The organism is Cloacibacterium sp. TD35 (assembly GCF_028864635.1).
GTDB lineage: Bacteria > Bacteroidota > Bacteroidia > Flavobacteriales > Weeksellaceae > Cloacibacterium.
On sequence record NZ_CP104850.1, the window covers coordinates 812,401 to 828,542 of the forward strand.

The window sequence follows — 16,142 nt, forward strand, 5'->3', positions numbered from 1 at the left end:
ACGTTCTTTTTTTATTTTTTCTTGATTTATTTTTTTACTCTAATAGAGTCCTCTTAAAGTTACTACTTTATTTTAAATTTAAATTAACGGTGCATCCTGCAATAAAATGCTGTGTTTTAGCGATAGGATTGTGTGCTACTTTTATGAATACAGGAAACGGAACGTTCTTGTTAATCACAAAATTGTATTGCACTTTTCCTTCTAGATTGGTTATTCCTGCTTCTTTAGCATATAAACCTTTCCATGGAGTGCCTCCTACATAACCGTCAACTTGTAATTTGTTTAACTTAAAACCAGAAGAGATTTCTGCATAGCTGGAATAATTTCTATTTCCATCAGCATTGGGGTCTTTTCCTAAGAATACGGTAGCCCATTTTAATTGAACAGGAAAATCTTTGAAACGATATACCATATAGTAATCCACAAAATGTTTAGAAGTGTAAAGGTCAAAATCCAAAGGTTTTGAATCCCAGAAATGTGTACCAGGAGAATAAATATCTTGTACAGCTACCGAAAACTCTGGAGTTACTCTGTAAATTACAAAAGGCATTATTGTTTTGTAAATATTATCAAATGAAGCTCCTGCAAAAACCCCAAAAGTCCAGTTCTGATGAGTGAAAGTTACTTGAGGTTCTAGAGATGGTGCTTTTCCAAATAAGCCACCACGTCCTATTCCTCTCCAATAATGCTGAGTTACATAGGTAGCGCTTAAATTTATTTTCCAAGGGTGAGGATGAGGAACCACTACAGAATCTTTATGCTCGAATGCTACGGTTTGCTGTGTGAAGCCAAAACTGCTGATTAAAACGAAAAGCAGTAAAGAGAGATTTTTTTTCATTTTTACAATTATAATTTAATTAAAATAGATTAGCACTTATCTGCACTCTAGCAATTTTTTGAGAAGGATTCCAAAACGCTACTCCAGTTACAGGGAATTGCCAATTAGATACTTTCACTTTGCGAACAGCCATGAATCCTACGTTTACTACATTAAAATTCCCTTTGCCATTTCCGTATCCCATAGAGTTGCCTTGGAATGACATTCCTATTCCTAATAATGGGCCAAAACGCATTTTAGGAGTGGTAATCATTCTATACAAACCTTCAATATAAGTGGAATAAAGTCTAGTTTTTTTGCCAAAAGCATCAGTTTCGAAATCATTCCCATATAATGCGATATCACTTTGAAGACGAAGTGGAAACTGGTCTCCGAAATAATAAATCATTTCTAAATCTATATAATGTTTAGTAGAGTATTGGTTATAATCAAAAATATTGGGGTTGATTTGGTTTTTCATAGGAAACTGGTCCCAGATTCCCAAAGAAAATTTTGGAGTTACTTGATAAGTAATAAAATAGTCTATTTCTTTATAATGCACGCCAGAAGTCTCATTAGAAATAGCACTAGCACCCCAAATTCCCATTTGCCATTTTTTATTTTTGTCTAGATTTACCTTTAGCGTTCCAGTAATCGTTGGGCGGTCAGAAGAAGCATTTCCTCTCCATCTGTGCATACTTTCTATTCTTGCATTTAATTCTACAATATTTTGATTAGGAATTATAGAATCTTTTTCCAATTTAGGATTTACAGATTCTTGCCCCATTAATGAATTACTGAAGAAAAGGATAAAAATTAATAAAGAGGGAAAAAGTTTCATTTTTTTAAATTGTAGTATTTAATCTTTTTATGGAGAAAAACAATTATTAATTTCGCAATTAATTATGTGTTTCTTTCACGATGTAAAATTACTGCGTTTTAAAACCAGCTTAAAAAAAAGTTACGAAAACGATGTAGTAGATTATTTTGGAAGAAAGAAATGACCTCTTTGTTAATAAACATTCAATGAAAGAAACCTTTCGTAATGGGGCGTGTAATTAGATTGGTAAAAGCACACAAAATGAAAAATCTCTTCATTTTTAAAAATCAAGAAATTCGCAAGAATAAATGAAAACATGACATTCGTCATGTTTTAAAATTCTGAAAAATCGAGACACAGTAATTATGCAGATAATTTTAAAATGTATAAATTAGATTTTAATAAATTTTTAAAACTAAAATCATGATAAATTCCATTCCAATTGAGAGAGTTTTATTTTTAGACATAGAAACTGTCCCTAATGCTTCTGCTTGGGAAGAACTTTCTGAAACCGAAAAAAAACTATGGGACAAAAAAACATCTAACCAAAGAAAAGAAGACTTTACTGCCGAAGAATTTTATAGAGAAAGAGCTGGAATCATGGCAGAGTTCGGGAAAATCATCTGTATTTCTATAGGAATGCTCGAGAAGAACGGCTCTCTATTAATCAAAAGTTTTTTTGATGAAGACGAAAAAAAACTGCTCGAAGAATTTGGAGAAATTTTCAATAAACCTCAATTAAGAGACGTTATTCTTTGTGCTCATAATGGTAAAGAGTTTGATTTTCCTTGGATTGCCAGACGTTTTCTCATTAATGGTATGCAACCGCCGCTTCCTTTTCAATTGTATGGGAAAAAACCTTGGGAAATTCCTCATTTAGACACCATGGAATTATGGAAGTTTGGAGACTATAAAAGCTATGTTTCATTAGAATTATTAGCGCATGTTTTTAATATTCCTACTCCAAAAGATGACATAGATGGCTCAATGGTTTCATCTATTTATTACATAGAGAAAGATTTATTTAGAATAGTTAAATATTGTGAAAAAGATGTCTTAACTTTGGCAAATGTTTTCAGACGTATGCGTCAGGAAGATTTATTGAAAAGATATAACGATTAAATTTTGCCAAAAAACTTTGGCTGTGTTTAAAAATTATGAAATATACAGACGAACAAATTGCAGTTATAGGAGAAAATATCATTAAAGCATTAAAAACCGTTTTCGATCCAGAAATCCCTGTAGATATCTACGAATTGGGATTAGTGTATGATGTGCAAATTTCAGAAGATGGAGATGTAAAAGTAGTAATGACTCTTACTACGCCTAACTGTCCTGTAGCCGAATCTCTACCTCAAGAGGTAAAAGAAAAAGTAGCAGGAGTAGAAAATGTAAAATCTGTAGACTTAGAGCTTACTTTTGAGCCAAGTTGGAACAAAGACATGATGAGTGAAGAAGCAAAATTTGAATTGGGAATACTTTTTTAATCTCCGTTCATTTCACAGATAAAAATTAAAAACACCAAGTAATTGGTGTTTTTTTATGGTTTAAATTTAAAAATATTTAGACTTCTTTCGCGGTTTCCTTTCCTTCTCTTCGGCTCCACTCACTCCATGAACCCACGTATAAATTCGGGATGGGGAATCCTGCATAATCCAAAGCCAAAATCGTATGACAAGCAGTAACTCCAGAACCACAGTGAATGATTAATTTTTCTGGCTGGTGAAATAATAAGTTTTGATATTTTTCTTTCAAAATTTCAGGTGATAAAAACGCTCCATTTTCGTCTAAATTTTCAGAAAAAGGAATGTTAATCGCACCAGGAATATGTCCTGCTACTAAATCTATCGGTTCGCTTTCTCCACGGTATCTGTAAGCATCTCTTACATCTATGACGGTAGCAGAATTTTCGGCAATTTCTTTTTCTACCTCTTCTAAAGTTGAGGTTGGCCAACTCCAGTTTTCTTTCAAGATAAAAGAAGTTTTTTCAAAAAATTCTTCTCCAGATTTTAAAGGAATCCCTGCCTTTTCTGCTGTTTGAAATCCACCACTTAAAACATGGACTTTTTCAATTCCAAAAGATTTTAACATCCACCAACAACGAGCCGCTGCATTTGCGCCATTAGAAGTGTCATAAACCACAATGTAAGAATCCTCCGAAATCCCTAAATTTTGTAAAGTTTCTGCAAATTCTGAAATCTTTGGCAAAGGATGCCTTCCTCCGAAAGCGGCATCTTCGCCAATTTCTGCTAAATCTTTGTCAAGGTCGATAAACCTAGCACCTTTGATGTGATTTTGTAGATAATTTTCACGAGCGTCTTTTCCCGTTCTAGCATCAAGAATCACTAAGTTTTCTTGATTGAAAATTTCTGAAAGTTCGGATACGGTGATAATGGGTTTCATTGAAAGAATATTATATATGAAATTAAGAAAATGTGTATTAATAGTAGTAAACTTGGAATTAATATTGACAGTTTTTTATTGCCTCTTTTTTTGAAGAAATTATAGGTTGATATTATTACTATCACTGGAATTACAAACACAGAGAAGATAACAATGATGAAAGTAACTAAGCCTAAACTTGCTAAAACTGGACTTTCTTCAAAGGCTTCTATCATTATATTTTATTTAAAACTTAAAAATATCTTTTGCTCTATTCCAAGCTGCTTCAAAATTAAGAAGGTTCAGTTTATGGTCTATTTTTTCAGTTGCCATAAAATTAATGACTTGTTCCGTTGGCATATTTCCTACCAAATCATCTTTTGCATAAGGACAACCGCCAATTCCTTTAATCGCAGAATCAAATCTTCTGCAACCTTTATCATAAGCCGCTTTAAGTTTTACGTATGAATCTTCGTATTTGTTGTGAAAATGCGCTCCGAAATGAATATCAGGAAACTGTGTAGGAATTTTTTCAAACAATTGCGAAATTCGCTCTACGTTACCAGTTCCTGTAGTGTCTGAAAGCAATATATTTTTGATGCCAATTTCTGCAAATCTTTTTGCCCAAAATTCTACATCTTGCCATTTCCAGATTTCACCATAAGGATTTCCGAAAGCCATAGAAAAATAAAGGTTTAATTCTCTGTTTTCAGATTGTACCAACTCCCAGATTTTCACAATTTCTTCATACGCTTCTTCTTGGTTTTTATTGGTATTTCTGTACTGAAACGTTTCAGAAATAGAAAAAGGAAAGCCTAAAATATCAACGTTTTCATGCTTCAAGGCTCGTTCTGCACCAGAAACATTGGCTACAATGACAGAAATTTTGGTATTGTTTTTTTTATGGATTTCTGGGATTACGTCTTTAGTATCTGCCATTTGAGGAATGGCTTTTGGCGACACGAAACTTCCACAATCGAGTACATCAAAGCCTACTTCCATCAATGCATTAATGTAATCAATCTTTTTTTGAGTGGGAATAAATTCTCCCCAACCCTGCATGGCGTCTCGTGGACATTCAGTTAAAAACATTTCTAATTTTTAGATTTTATTTCTTGCCTAAAAATACGATTTTTTACGGATTTCAAAAATTTACGAATATCTCTAAAAAACTTCCAGCTTCCTTCTTCCAGCATCCAAACAAATGAAGTAAATTTGTAAGAAATAAAAATAAAGAAATGCAGACAATAGAATTCAATCACGAATGGAAAATGCGTCTTCTGAACCGTTTCCTGACTTATGTTAAAATATATTCAACTAGCGATGCAGAAAGTGAAACCACGCCTTCTTCTCCACAGCAATGGGACATCGCGAAATATATTTTTCAGGAATTACAAGATTTAGGACTTTCTGATGTTTCTATGGACGAAAATGGTTACATCATGGCGTATGTTCCTTCTAATATTTCAGAAAATGAGCCAACGGTAGGTTTTATCGCGCATTATGATACTTCACCAGATTTTAACGGGAAAGATGTAAATCCACAAATTTGGGAAGATTATAACGGTGGAGATTTGGTGCTCAACAAAGAAACAGGTTTCACGCTTTCTTCTGAAAAGTTCCCAAGTTTGAAAAAATATGTAGGAAAAACATTGATTACTACAGACGGAACTTCGCTTCTTGGGGCTGATGATAAAGCGGGCGTTGCAGAAATTGTAACTGCTGCAGAATATCTTTTGGCGCATCCAGATATTAAAAACGGAAGAATTGCGATTGGTTTTACACCAGACGAAGAAATCGGACGAGGTGCACACAAATTTGATGTAGCAAAATTCGGGGCAGAATATGCTTATACAATGGACGGAAGTGAAGTGGGCGAATTAGAATACGAAAACTTCAATGCAGCAGGAGCAGTGGTGAAAATCAACGGACTTTCTGTGCATCCAGGTTATGCTTTTGGTCAAATGAAAAATGCAGGACTTCTCGCAGCAGAATTTGCACAGATGTTACCTGCTAATGAAACACCAGCTACCACCAAAGGGTTTGAAGGGTTTTATCATTTAATGGAAATTAAAGGTGATGTTTCTGAAGCTAAATTGCAATACATCATCAGAGACCACGATGCTGATAAATTTGAAAATCGTAAAAAATTCATCACCGAAAAAGTAGCAGAATTTAATGTAAAACACGGTGAAAATACTGCCGAAATAGAAATTAAAGAGCAGTACCGTAACATGAAACAGCAATTTGAAGGCAAAATGCACATTGTAGAAATTGCAGAACAAGCGATGAAAGACGCCAACATAGAACCGAAAATTAAAGCAATTAGAGGTGGAACTGATGGTGCGCAATTGTCTTACATGGGATTGCCTTGCCCAAATATTTTTGCAGGTGGAGAAAACTTCCACGGGCCGTATGAATATGTGGCGCTAGAATCTATGGAAAAGGCTGTGAAAGTAATTGTGAATATCGCAAAAGCGAAGAAATAGTTTTTTTAAGGAAAAAATGAGGCGCAAAGAATTTTCTTTGCGCTTTTTTATTATAAATGAGGAAGTTACAAGAAATTTAAAACTCTGTTAATCACCAATTAATACTGCCAGATTAATTTTACAAAAACTATTTATGGCAAAACAAAAACGCGAAGTAGAAGTAGTAGTTTTATCTGATATACATTTGGGAACGTATGGTTGTCATGCTAAAGAATTGGTGGCTTATCTCAAAAGTGTTTCTCCGAAAGTGTTAATTCTCAATGGTGATGTTATCGACGGTTGGGCTTTTTCTAAAAGGTATTTCCCAAATTCTCACATGGCAGTTTTGAGTGAGTTTTTCAAAATGATGAAAAAAGGAACTCAGGTGATTTACATTACAGGAAATCATGATGAATTCTTAAGAAAATACACTGATTTATCGATGGGAAATCTTTTTCTTACCGATAAATATTTATTAGAAATTGAAGGCAAAAAACATTGGATTTTTCACGGAGATGTTTTTGACCATACCACTTCTGGCGGGGCTAAATTCATAGCCAAATTAGGAGGGATGGGTTATGATTGGTTGATTTTGGTGAATAGAGCCATCAATTGGATTTTAGAAAAATTCGGGAAAGGAAAAGTTTCGCTTTCTAAAAAAGTAAAAAATTCTGTAAAAAAAGCGGTGAAATTTATTGGTGATTTTGAGAAAAAAGCCACTGAAATTGCCATTAACAATCATTATGATTATGTGATTTGTGGGCATATTCATCAACCCGCAGATAAAATCTGGACAACGGAAAAAGGGAGTGTTCATTACCTAAATTCAGGCGACTGGATTGAGAATCTCTCTTGGCTAGAATACAACCATGGAGAATGGAGTTTAAAATTCTTTAACGAAAAAGATTTTGAAAAACCTATTATTGAGAAAAATGATATTTCAGTCAATATAGAAGAACTCATACACCCTAAAATATTAGCGAGTTTTGCTGAAGTGAAAATATAAAAAAAGCCACCTAATTTGGTGGCTTTCATTTTTATTTCTTCAAAAAAGCATCCCAACCTTGCGCAGTAATTTGCGCCAGTTCGTTGCTTCCTCGTAAAACCATAAAATTACCCTGTTCCAAATCTACAGCGTGACCAATCACCGTAAAATCTGGATGATTTCTCAGTTTTTCAAAATCGTTTGGAGAAATGGTGAATAATAGTTCATAATCTTCACCACCACTTAATGCACACATTGCAGGATTAAGGTTAAATTCATCTGCGGTAGTAATCGTAAGCGTGTCTAAAGGAATTTTTTCTTCATACAATCTGAAACCAACTTTACTTTGGTCAGAAAGATGCAGGATTTCCGAAGCCAAACCATCAGAAACATCAATCATAGAAGTCGGTTTTATGTAGAGTTCTTCTAACGTTTTCTTGATGTCTGTTCTTGCTTCAGGTTTTAATTGACGTTCCAAAATGTAATCATAGCCTTCCATTTCAGGTTGCATATTCGGATTGGTTAGATAAACGGTATGTTCTCTTTCCAAAATTTGTAAACCCATGTAAGCGCCACCTAAATCTCCGGTAACTACTAATAAATCGTTAGGTTTTGCACCATTTCTGGTAACTATATTTTCAGAATTTTCTAATCCAATAGCAGTAATGGTAATCACTAAACCAGAGGTAGAACTGGTAGTATCTCCACCCACTAAATCTACATTGTATTTTTCGCAAGCTCTGTAAATTCCATCGTAAATTTCATCAAGAGCTTCCACAGGAAATCTGTTAGAAACCGCCATAGAAACTAAAATCTGTGTAGGTACAGCGTTCATTGCGGCAATGTCGCTTAGATTTACAACAACCGCTTTGTACCCTAAATGTTTCAATGGAACATAGCCCAAATTAAAATGCACTCCTTCTGCTAAAACATCAGACGTAATCACTACTTTTTTCCCTTCAGGATTTATGATTGCGGCGTCATCACCAATAGAACATTCGGTGGAAGAATTCTTAATAGGGAAATTTTCGGTAAGATGTTTAATCAATCCAAATTCTCCTAATTCAGAAATTGGTGTTAATTGAGGTTTTTTATCTTCTAACATAATTGTAAAGGCTAAGTAAAATAAAATGAGCCAAAATTTTGACTCTTAATTTTTTAAAATTTAACGATTTAAATCCATTAAACTCGCATCTATATTTTCTGGACGGAAAGGCAATGCTTTAATGTCTTCTCTAGAAAGCAGTTTAGTATTTTCGGTCTTAAACTGATTCATCACCACCAAAATATCATCTGGCGGAGTGGTGGTTTTTCTGAGCATCATATCAATCCAAACTCCCATTGCTTCGGCAGTTGCACAATGTGTACCGTCTGGCAAATAGAACTTGTGCGTGAATTGGTAAATACTTGCATCTTCAGAGCTTCCAGAAATTTCTAATGAAACAATCACTTCTTGGTCAGCATGAACTTCCTTAAAAAAAGAATATCTTTCATGCAAAATTACAGGGCCAATTCCCCATCTGTTGAGTTGAGCAACGCCCATTTTATGTTTTGTCATAAAAGCCATTCTTGTTTGCGCACAATATTGCACATAAGAAGAGTTTGCTAAATGTCTGTTGGCATCTATATCGCTCCAGCGAACTTCGTGTTTATGGTAGTAAATCATTTTTAAGTTTTTTAGGCTTCAAAAATACGCAATAATCGTGGTTTTAAAAAATTTAACACAAAGGCGACAAGTTTTATTTATTTTTGCAAAGAATTCAAGTCCTGAACTTTTGGTTCTTTTGTCTTGAAGCAAGAGAACAGATAAAATATGAAAAAGAAAATCACCATCATTGGAGGCGGCGCTGCAGGATTTTTCTGTGCAGCAAACCTCGATGCAGAAAAATACTACGTTACTATTTTAGAACAAAATAATGAAACCCTCCAAAAAGTAAAAATCTCTGGAGGCGGAAGATGTAATGTAACTCATGCCTGCTTTGATCCTCGTGAATTGGTGAAATTTTACCCAAGAGGAAACAAAGAATTGCTAAGCGTTTTCAGTAAATTTAAACCAGGAGATACGATGGATTGGTTTGATCAACGAAATGTTTCGTTGAAGATAGAAGATGATAACAGAATTTTCCCGGAAAGTAATTCCTCCCAAACCATTATAGATTGTTTCTTGAAAGAAGTTCAAACTAAAAATTTTGAAATCAAAACACAATCAGTCGTTTTAGAAATTCAGAAATTAGAAGAAGGCTATAAAATCATCACCAAAGAAGGAGAAATTCTTACCGATTATGTAATTTATACCACAGGAAGTTCGCCGAAATCTTTGAAAATGATTGAAAATTTAGGGCATAAAATTGTTTCGCCAGTTCCGTCATTATTCACTTTTAATATAAAAAATGATGTACTGAATGATTTAATGGGAACGAGTTTTCCTCATGCAGAAGTTTCTATTCCAAAATTGAAAATGGAAGAATTTGGTCCACTTCTCATTACGCATTGGGGACTTTCTGGTCCTGCCATTCTTAAACTTTCTGCTTGGAAAGCCAGAGAACTTTCTGATTTAAAATATAATTTCGAGATTAAAGTCAATTTCATAGGCGTAGACAAAGAACAAGCGGAAGAACTTTTCAAAAATTACAGAGAAGAAAATCCCAAAAAAACAATTGGTAATGCGAAAGTTTTTGAAATTACCACTCGCTTTTGGCACCGAATTTTGTGGTTGTCTAAAGTAGATTTGGAGAAAAATATTTCTCACATCACAAAGCAAGAACTCCAAAAAATTCTAGAAAATCTTTGTGAAAACACAATGCAAGTCAAAGGAAAATCTACCTTTAAAGACGAATTTGTAACTGCAGGTGGTGTAGATTTGAAGGAGATAAATTTCAAAACGATGGAATCTAAAATTTTGGAAAATTTCTACATTGCAGGAGAAGTTTTGAATATTGACGCTGTAACTGGAGGTTTTAATTTCCAAGCTTGTTGGAGTGAAGCATGGCTGATTGCGCAGGATTTGAATGCTAAAAATTAAAAACTCATTCCCTCGATTTTCAATTCTACTTTTGCATAAGTATCAACTACCGTTGTAATATGTTCATCAGAAATTAAGAATTCTGTAGGTTTAAAATCCATTACTTTTCCCGAAAGTTTAAATCCTTTTTGGTATTCTTTGTTGAAGCTTTCTTCAATAGATTTTTTTGATGCGTTTTCGAGTTCTAAAAACGGAATTCCGTAGTCTTGTTCAATCATTCTCACTATTTTTCCTTCAAAAAGTGAAGTGATTGCTTTGTGAAAAATATTTTTGGTTTTCAGTTTAAAATCAGATTTGGTGAATCCTATTTTATGTTTTTGGGCGTCATAAATGAGTTTTCCTTTGATATAAGAAATGCCATTTACTTTTCCAGAAGTTTGAATTTCGATGACTACATTTTCGTTTTCTGCATAGACTTTTATGTCTTCTACTTTAATTTTTGATTTCCCTTCGTTAAAAGGAAATTCTTTCCCTAGAAATTGTTTTTGGGCAATCGTTGTAGCTTCAGAAAAAGGAATATTGGTGGTGGTTTTGAGCAGAAATTCTCTACCCAGATTTTGAGCAGAAGTAAAATAAGGAACCGCATTCACCAAAGGATTTTTCGAAGGTTTGGTTCCCACAAATGTTTCTGAGAATAAGTCAATAGAAACCGTAGTTTTCATCTTGTCAAGGTAAATTTCTAGGGGCGACATTTTTACGGTTTGCGGAGTGATTTTCAGCCAAGTATTGTATTCATCAGAAATCTTCATAGGTTCAGAAAAGTTATTCCAAACTTTGAGAATATACGGTTGAAGATTCATTTTTTGTTGGATTTGTGCATCAATCATGTTGGTAAAATCCTTTTGTTGTTTCACCAAAATTTTTTCAATGACACTAGCTAAAGGAAATTTTATTTTCCCAAAATCTAAGACCGGTTTTTCTCGCCAAACAAAACCAGCGGTAGAAGTAGTGGTTTTTACTTGCCAATTTTGTAGAAATTCTACCGATGAAATAAAATTCATCACCACTCTGAAATTGGTTTCTTGATAAGAGTATAAACCGAGCGTTCCAATGCCTTTTTCTGCCCAAATTTTAAGCGGAACAGAAAACATTAATCTATTATTGGTTAATGCTTTCATAACGATTTCGCCATCTTTTTCTACTTTGGTTTTCAGTTGGTCATTATCATTATTTTCATAGGATTGGTCTTCGTAAAGTGTTCCAGTGATGGATTGGTTCGTTAATCTTTGGATTTCAGAAATCGGCAAAGAAATCGGCACGGAAATACTAGAAGGAATCTTCGGAAACTGATGTGTTTCGGTTTGTGAAAAACTGAAAATGGATAAAAATATGAATAGGAGTGATATTCTCATTCTCAAATTTATTTCCCAATCATCTTTTTAATTGCATTCAACTTCATTAATGCTTCAATTGGTGTTAAAGTATTGATATCAATTTTAGTAAGTTCTTCTCTGATGTTTTCCAAAACAGGATCATCCAATTGGAAGAAAGACAACTGAAGATTTTCTTCAGTCACACGTTTTATTTTTTCGGTAGAACCACTTTGAGAGCGAGAATCTTCCAAAGTTTTCAGAATTTCAGAAGCTCTGTTTACTACTTTTGAAGGCATTCCTGCTAATTTTGCAACGTGAATCCCGAAACTGTGTTCACTACCGCCAGCAACCAGTTTTCTGAGGAAAATAATATTGCCTTTGTTCTCCTGAATTGTCACGTGGAAATTTTTGATTCTCTCAAAATTCACGCTCATTTCATTGAGTTCGTGGTAATGCGTGGCGAAAAGTGTTTTCGGTTGAGTAGAATGCTGATGAAGATATTCTGCAATCGCCCAAGCGATGGAAACCCCGTCATAAGTAGAAGTTCCACGCCCAATTTCATCAAGCAAAATCAAACTTCTCTCAGAAATATTGTTCAAAATATTCGCCGCTTCATTCATTTCTACCATAAAAGTAGATTCTCCAGCAGAAATATTATCGGTAGCGCCAACTCTAGTGAAAATTTTATCTAAAATGCCAATTTCGGCATGTTTTGCAGGGACGAAACTTCCAATTTGCGCCAGTAAACAAATAATGGCAGTTTGTCTTAAAATCGCAGATTTACCCGCCATATTTGGCCCGGTAACCATAATGATTTGTTGAGAATCTTTATCTAGAAAAACATCATTCGGAATGTATTTTTCTCCTAAAGGAAGTGATTTTTCTATAATTGGATGTCTTCCTTCTTTAATATCAATCGCAAAAGTTTCGTTGAGGACGGGCTTTGTATAATTTTCAGAAATAGAAAGTTCCGAAAGCGAAACCGCACAATCAATTTGAGCAATTAATCTAGAATTTTCTTGAATTTGGTCAATATACATCAGTACATTTTCACAAACCTGACGATATAATTGATGTTCAATCTGCGAAATTTTTTCTTCCGCTCCGAGAATTTGCGTTTCGTATTCCTTCAATTCTTCGGTAATGTAGCGTTCTGCGTTTACCAAAGTTTGTTTACGAATCCAATCTTCTGGAACCTTGTCTTTATGCGTGTTTCTAACCTCGATGTAGTAACCAAAAACATTATTAAAATCAATTTTTAGAGAAGAAATTCCCGTTCTTTCTATTTCTCTTTGGCACATTTCATCAAGAAAACCTTTCCCTTTGCTTTGAAGATTTCTCAATCTGTCGAGTTCTTCCGAAATTTCGGATTTGATGACATTTCCTTTGTTGAGGTTTACTGGAAGTTCTTCATTCAAATGATTTTGAAGATAAGAAATTAGTTCTTCCAAATTGTTCAGAGGTTCTAGCCAAGCCAAAACATCGTGATGAGAACTCAATAATTCTCTAATTTTCTGAATATTGATTAAACTCTGACGAAGATAGCCGAGTTCTTTCGGTGAAATTTTTTCGGCAGCTAATTTCCCAATCAATCTATCTAAATCTGAAATTCCTTTCAATAAATCTAAAATTTCAAATTTTAAAGAATCTTCTTTGTTGAAAAATTCAATTAAGGAAAGTCTGCGGTTGATTTCGTTTACTGATTTTAGAGGCAAAATTAATCTTCTACGAAGCAATCTTCCTCCCATTGCAGTGGAAGTTTTGTCAATTATATCGAGCAAAGATTTCCCTTGAAAATTACTAGAATGTACAATTTCTAAATTTCGCAAAGTGAAATTGTCCATCATCAAATAATCATCTTGCGGAATGCTCTGTATTTTTGTAATGTGTTGTAAAAGAGCGTGATGTGTATCTTCAACTAAATAAGCGAAAATCGCTCCAGCTGCAGTAATTCCCAATTTTTGTTCTTCAATTCCGAAACCTTTTAGCGATTTGGTTTTGAAATGGGAGTTCAGTTTTTCGTAGGCAAAATTATATTGATACGCCCAATCTTCTAGCTTGAAACAGTTTTTATTTTTAAGTTGGGAAGGAATTTCTGCAGTTCTTTGGTAAATAATTTCCGAAGGATCAAAGGTGTGAACAATGTGTAAAAGTTTCTCTAAGTTACCTTCTGCCACAAGAAATTCACCCGTAGAAACATCTACTAATGCGATCCCAAATTTCTCTTTTTCTTTGTGAAGAGAAAGCAAGAAATTATTTTTCTTAGAATTCAAAACCTGCTCGTTAAACGTAACTCCTGGAGTAACTAACTCTGTAACGCCACGTTTCACAATTCCTTTTACCATTTTAGGATCTTCTAGTTGGTCACATATTGCAACACGCATTCCTGCTCTTACCAATTTTGGCAAGTAAGAATCTACAGAATGATGCGGAAAACCTGCTAACTCAATATGACCTTCTCCATTGGCTCTTTTAGTAAGAACAATCCCTAAAATCTGAGAAGTTTTAATGGCATCTTGACCGAAAGTCTCATAGAAATCTCCCACCCGAAAAAGTAACAAAGCATCAGGATATTTCGCCTTGATGGTATTGTATTGTGTCATTAACGGAGTTTCTTTTTTTGCCATATGATTTATTCTTTAACGCAAAAGCGCAAGATATTGTTAAAACTATTTTATACAAAATTACTGTTTTTAAGTCGCAAAGATTCATCAGAGATGAATGATTTTGTTCAAAAAAATAAAAATTTTGTCAAAGACAAAATTCTTGCGACTTAAAAGCATTCGAAAATCAAGATTTATATTTCGCCTTTGTATTATAAAACCTTAATTTTGCCAAAAATACAAAAATGCAGCCTACCAAAAAACTGAAATTAGAAGAATTAGGAAGAATAGATGTAGAAACCTTCAAGAATACGGAGAAAATTCCGTTAGTGGTGGTTTTAGATAATATCAGAAGTATGCATAATGTAGGTGCGGCTTTCCGAACTGCAGATGCTTTTTTGGTAGAGAAAATTTTATTATGCGGAATTACACCAAAACCTCCTCACAGAGAAATCCATAAAGCAGCACTTGGCGCAACTGAAAGTGTAGATTGGCAATTTTACGAAAGCGTGAAAGAAGCAGTAATTGATTTAAAAACTTTGGGTTATGAAGTTGTTGGGATTGAACAAACTACTAATTCTGTGATGATTACGGATTTTAACATTGATAAAACTAAAAAATATGCTTTGGTTTTAGGCAATGAGGTTGATGGTATTTCAGATGAAATCCTTACAGATTTAGATGAATGTCTAGAAATTCCACAGTTGGGAACTAAGCATTCTCTTAATGTTTCGGTTTGCGGTGGAATCGTGATGTGGGAATTTTTTAAAAATTTGAAGTAGAAAGTCCGAAAAATTTGTATAAAAGTTCATTATAAAAAAATCCCGAAAATTTTCGGGATTTTAGTTTTTATTATTTTAAAAGTTGATCAAAAGTATTTCCTTGGGTAAAATCTCCAGAACTATAACCTTTCATAAACCATTCTACACGCTGTTCTGAACTACCATGAGTAAAAGCTTCTTGGTTTACATAGCCCGCCGTTCTTTTTTGGATATTATCATCGCCTACTGCTGCTGCAGCTTCCATAGCGCTTTGAATATCTTGAGGATCAAGGAATTTTTCTCTGTTATCGGTTTGTTTTGCCCATAAACCTGCGTAGAAATCGGCTTGTAATTCTGTAGCTACTGAAACTCTATTCATATCAGCTTCGGAATATTGTCCTCTTGTGCGCATTTTATCTACTTGCTGAGTAGTTCCTAAAATCGTCTGAATGTGATGCCCAATTTCGTGAGCTAAAACATATGCCACCGTAAATTCTGTAACACGAGCGCCAAATTTTTGTTGCATTTCGCCAAAGAAACTCATATCCATATATACCGTTTCGTCTGCAGGGCAATAAAATGGTCCCATAGCAGCTTGTGCAGTTCCGCAGTTAGATTGTGTTACATTTTCGAAGAGTACAATTTTTGGGTCTCTGTATTGCATTCCGTTTTCTGAGAAAATTTTATCCCATGTTTGGTTGTTTTCCGCAGAAAGCATTCTTATAAATTCTCTTACCTGAATTTCTTCTGATGTAAGTTTTCTTTGTTCCGTTTGAGGAGTGTTGCCAACGCCATTATTTAAAATAGCAGAAGGATCGCCTCCCAAGAAAAATATAATTGCAGCAATGATTAAAGTTCCTAATCCACCTCCTACTAGCATCCCTCCACCAGAACCTCTTCTATCATCTACATTATCTGCTCTGTCGTTTGTCCATCTCATGATTTTAATATTTTAGATTTAGTGATGGATA

15 protein-coding genes are annotated in these 16,142 nt (G+C 34.2%); 6 read left to right on the forward strand and 9 right to left on the reverse strand.

All coding sequences use genetic code 11. From position 1 onward, the window contains the following. Positions 1-67: 67 nt before the first annotated feature. Positions 68-838, reverse strand: a complete 771-nt coding sequence (locus N7277_RS03655) for a hypothetical protein (RefSeq protein ID WP_274780392.1) — start codon at positions 836-838, stop codon at positions 68-70. A gap of 19 nt (positions 839-857) precedes the next feature. Then, entirely contained in the window at positions 858-1,658 is an 801-nt protein-coding gene (locus N7277_RS03660; protein WP_274780393.1) for a hypothetical protein, read from the reverse strand. A gap of 402 nt (positions 1,659-2,060) precedes the next feature. Between N7277_RS03660 and N7277_RS03665 the strand changes: the two genes are divergently transcribed. Together N7277_RS03665 and N7277_RS03670 are read left to right on the forward strand one after the other, a co-directional pair. Further along, positions 2,061-2,759 carry a 3'-5' exonuclease gene (locus N7277_RS03665; RefSeq protein WP_274780394.1) on the forward strand — a complete coding sequence of 233 codons (699 nt, stop codon included), beginning with the start codon at positions 2,061-2,063 and terminating at the stop codon, positions 2,757-2,759. 35 nt (positions 2,760-2,794) lie between these two features. After that, a complete protein-coding gene (locus tag N7277_RS03670; RefSeq protein ID WP_274780395.1) occupies positions 2,795-3,124 on the forward strand; it encodes an SUF system Fe-S cluster assembly protein in 330 nt (109 codons plus the stop codon). Positions 3,125-3,200: 76 nt separating this feature from the next. Here the strand turns inward: N7277_RS03670 and N7277_RS03675 are convergent, their stop codons facing one another. Together N7277_RS03675 and N7277_RS03680 are read right to left on the reverse strand one after the other, a co-directional pair. After that, a complete protein-coding gene (locus tag N7277_RS03675; protein ID WP_274780396.1) occupies positions 3,201-4,040 on the reverse strand; it encodes a sulfurtransferase in 840 nt (279 codons plus the stop codon). A 225-nt stretch (positions 4,041-4,265) separates the two neighbouring features. Beyond that, complete coding sequence (locus tag N7277_RS03680) at positions 4,266-5,111, reverse strand: hydroxymethylglutaryl-CoA lyase (RefSeq protein ID WP_274780397.1); 846 nt, start codon at positions 5,109-5,111, stop codon at positions 4,266-4,268. 146 nt (positions 5,112-5,257) lie between these two features. Here N7277_RS03680 and pepT point away from each other — a divergent pair, with 146 nt between their 5' ends. Together pepT and N7277_RS03690 are read left to right on the forward strand one after the other, a co-directional pair. Then, positions 5,258-6,508, forward strand: a complete 1,251-nt coding sequence (pepT, locus tag N7277_RS03685) for a peptidase T (protein WP_274780398.1) — start codon at positions 5,258-5,260, stop codon at positions 6,506-6,508. Between the two features lie 133 nt (positions 6,509-6,641). Continuing rightward, complete coding sequence (locus N7277_RS03690; protein ID WP_274780399.1) at positions 6,642-7,493, forward strand: UDP-2,3-diacylglucosamine diphosphatase; 852 nt, start codon at positions 6,642-6,644, stop codon at positions 7,491-7,493. A gap of 31 nt (positions 7,494-7,524) precedes the next feature. Here the strand turns inward: N7277_RS03690 and thiL are convergent, their stop codons facing one another. Then, positions 7,525-8,577, reverse strand: a complete 1,053-nt coding sequence (thiL, locus tag N7277_RS03695) for a thiamine-phosphate kinase (protein ID WP_274780400.1) — start codon at positions 8,575-8,577, stop codon at positions 7,525-7,527. Positions 8,578-8,637: 60 nt separating this feature from the next. Beyond that, entirely contained in the window at positions 8,638-9,138 is a 501-nt protein-coding gene (locus tag N7277_RS03700) for an acyl-CoA thioesterase (protein WP_274780401.1), read from the reverse strand. Positions 9,139-9,285: 147 nt separating this feature from the next. Here N7277_RS03700 and N7277_RS03705 point away from each other — a divergent pair, with 147 nt between their 5' ends. Then, positions 9,286-10,494 (forward strand): NAD(P)/FAD-dependent oxidoreductase, encoded by a 1,209-nt coding sequence (locus tag N7277_RS03705; protein WP_274780402.1) that lies wholly within the window; start codon positions 9,286-9,288, stop codon positions 10,492-10,494. On the opposite strand, the gene N7277_RS03710 is transcribed toward N7277_RS03705, so the two are convergent. Beyond that, positions 10,491-11,846, reverse strand: a complete 1,356-nt coding sequence (locus N7277_RS03710; protein ID WP_274780403.1) for a DUF4403 family protein — start codon at positions 11,844-11,846, stop codon at positions 10,491-10,493. The genes N7277_RS03705 and N7277_RS03710 overlap by 4 nt on opposite strands. Positions 11,847-11,854: 8 nt before the next feature. After that, complete coding sequence (gene mutS / locus N7277_RS03715; RefSeq protein WP_274780404.1) at positions 11,855-14,434, reverse strand: DNA mismatch repair protein MutS; 2,580 nt, start codon at positions 14,432-14,434, stop codon at positions 11,855-11,857. Positions 14,435-14,655: 221 nt separating this feature from the next. Here mutS and N7277_RS03720 point away from each other — a divergent pair, with 221 nt between their 5' ends. After that, the gene (locus N7277_RS03720; protein WP_274780405.1) at positions 14,656-15,192 is read left to right on the forward strand and encodes an RNA methyltransferase; all 537 of its coding nucleotides are present in this window, start codon (positions 14,656-14,658) and stop codon (positions 15,190-15,192) included. 70 nt (positions 15,193-15,262) lie between these two features. Here the strand turns inward: N7277_RS03720 and ypfJ are convergent, their stop codons facing one another. Next, the gene (gene ypfJ, locus N7277_RS03725) at positions 15,263-16,111 is read right to left on the reverse strand and encodes a KPN_02809 family neutral zinc metallopeptidase (RefSeq protein ID WP_274780406.1); all 849 of its coding nucleotides are present in this window, start codon (positions 16,109-16,111) and stop codon (positions 15,263-15,265) included. Positions 16,112-16,142: the final 31 nt, after the last annotated feature.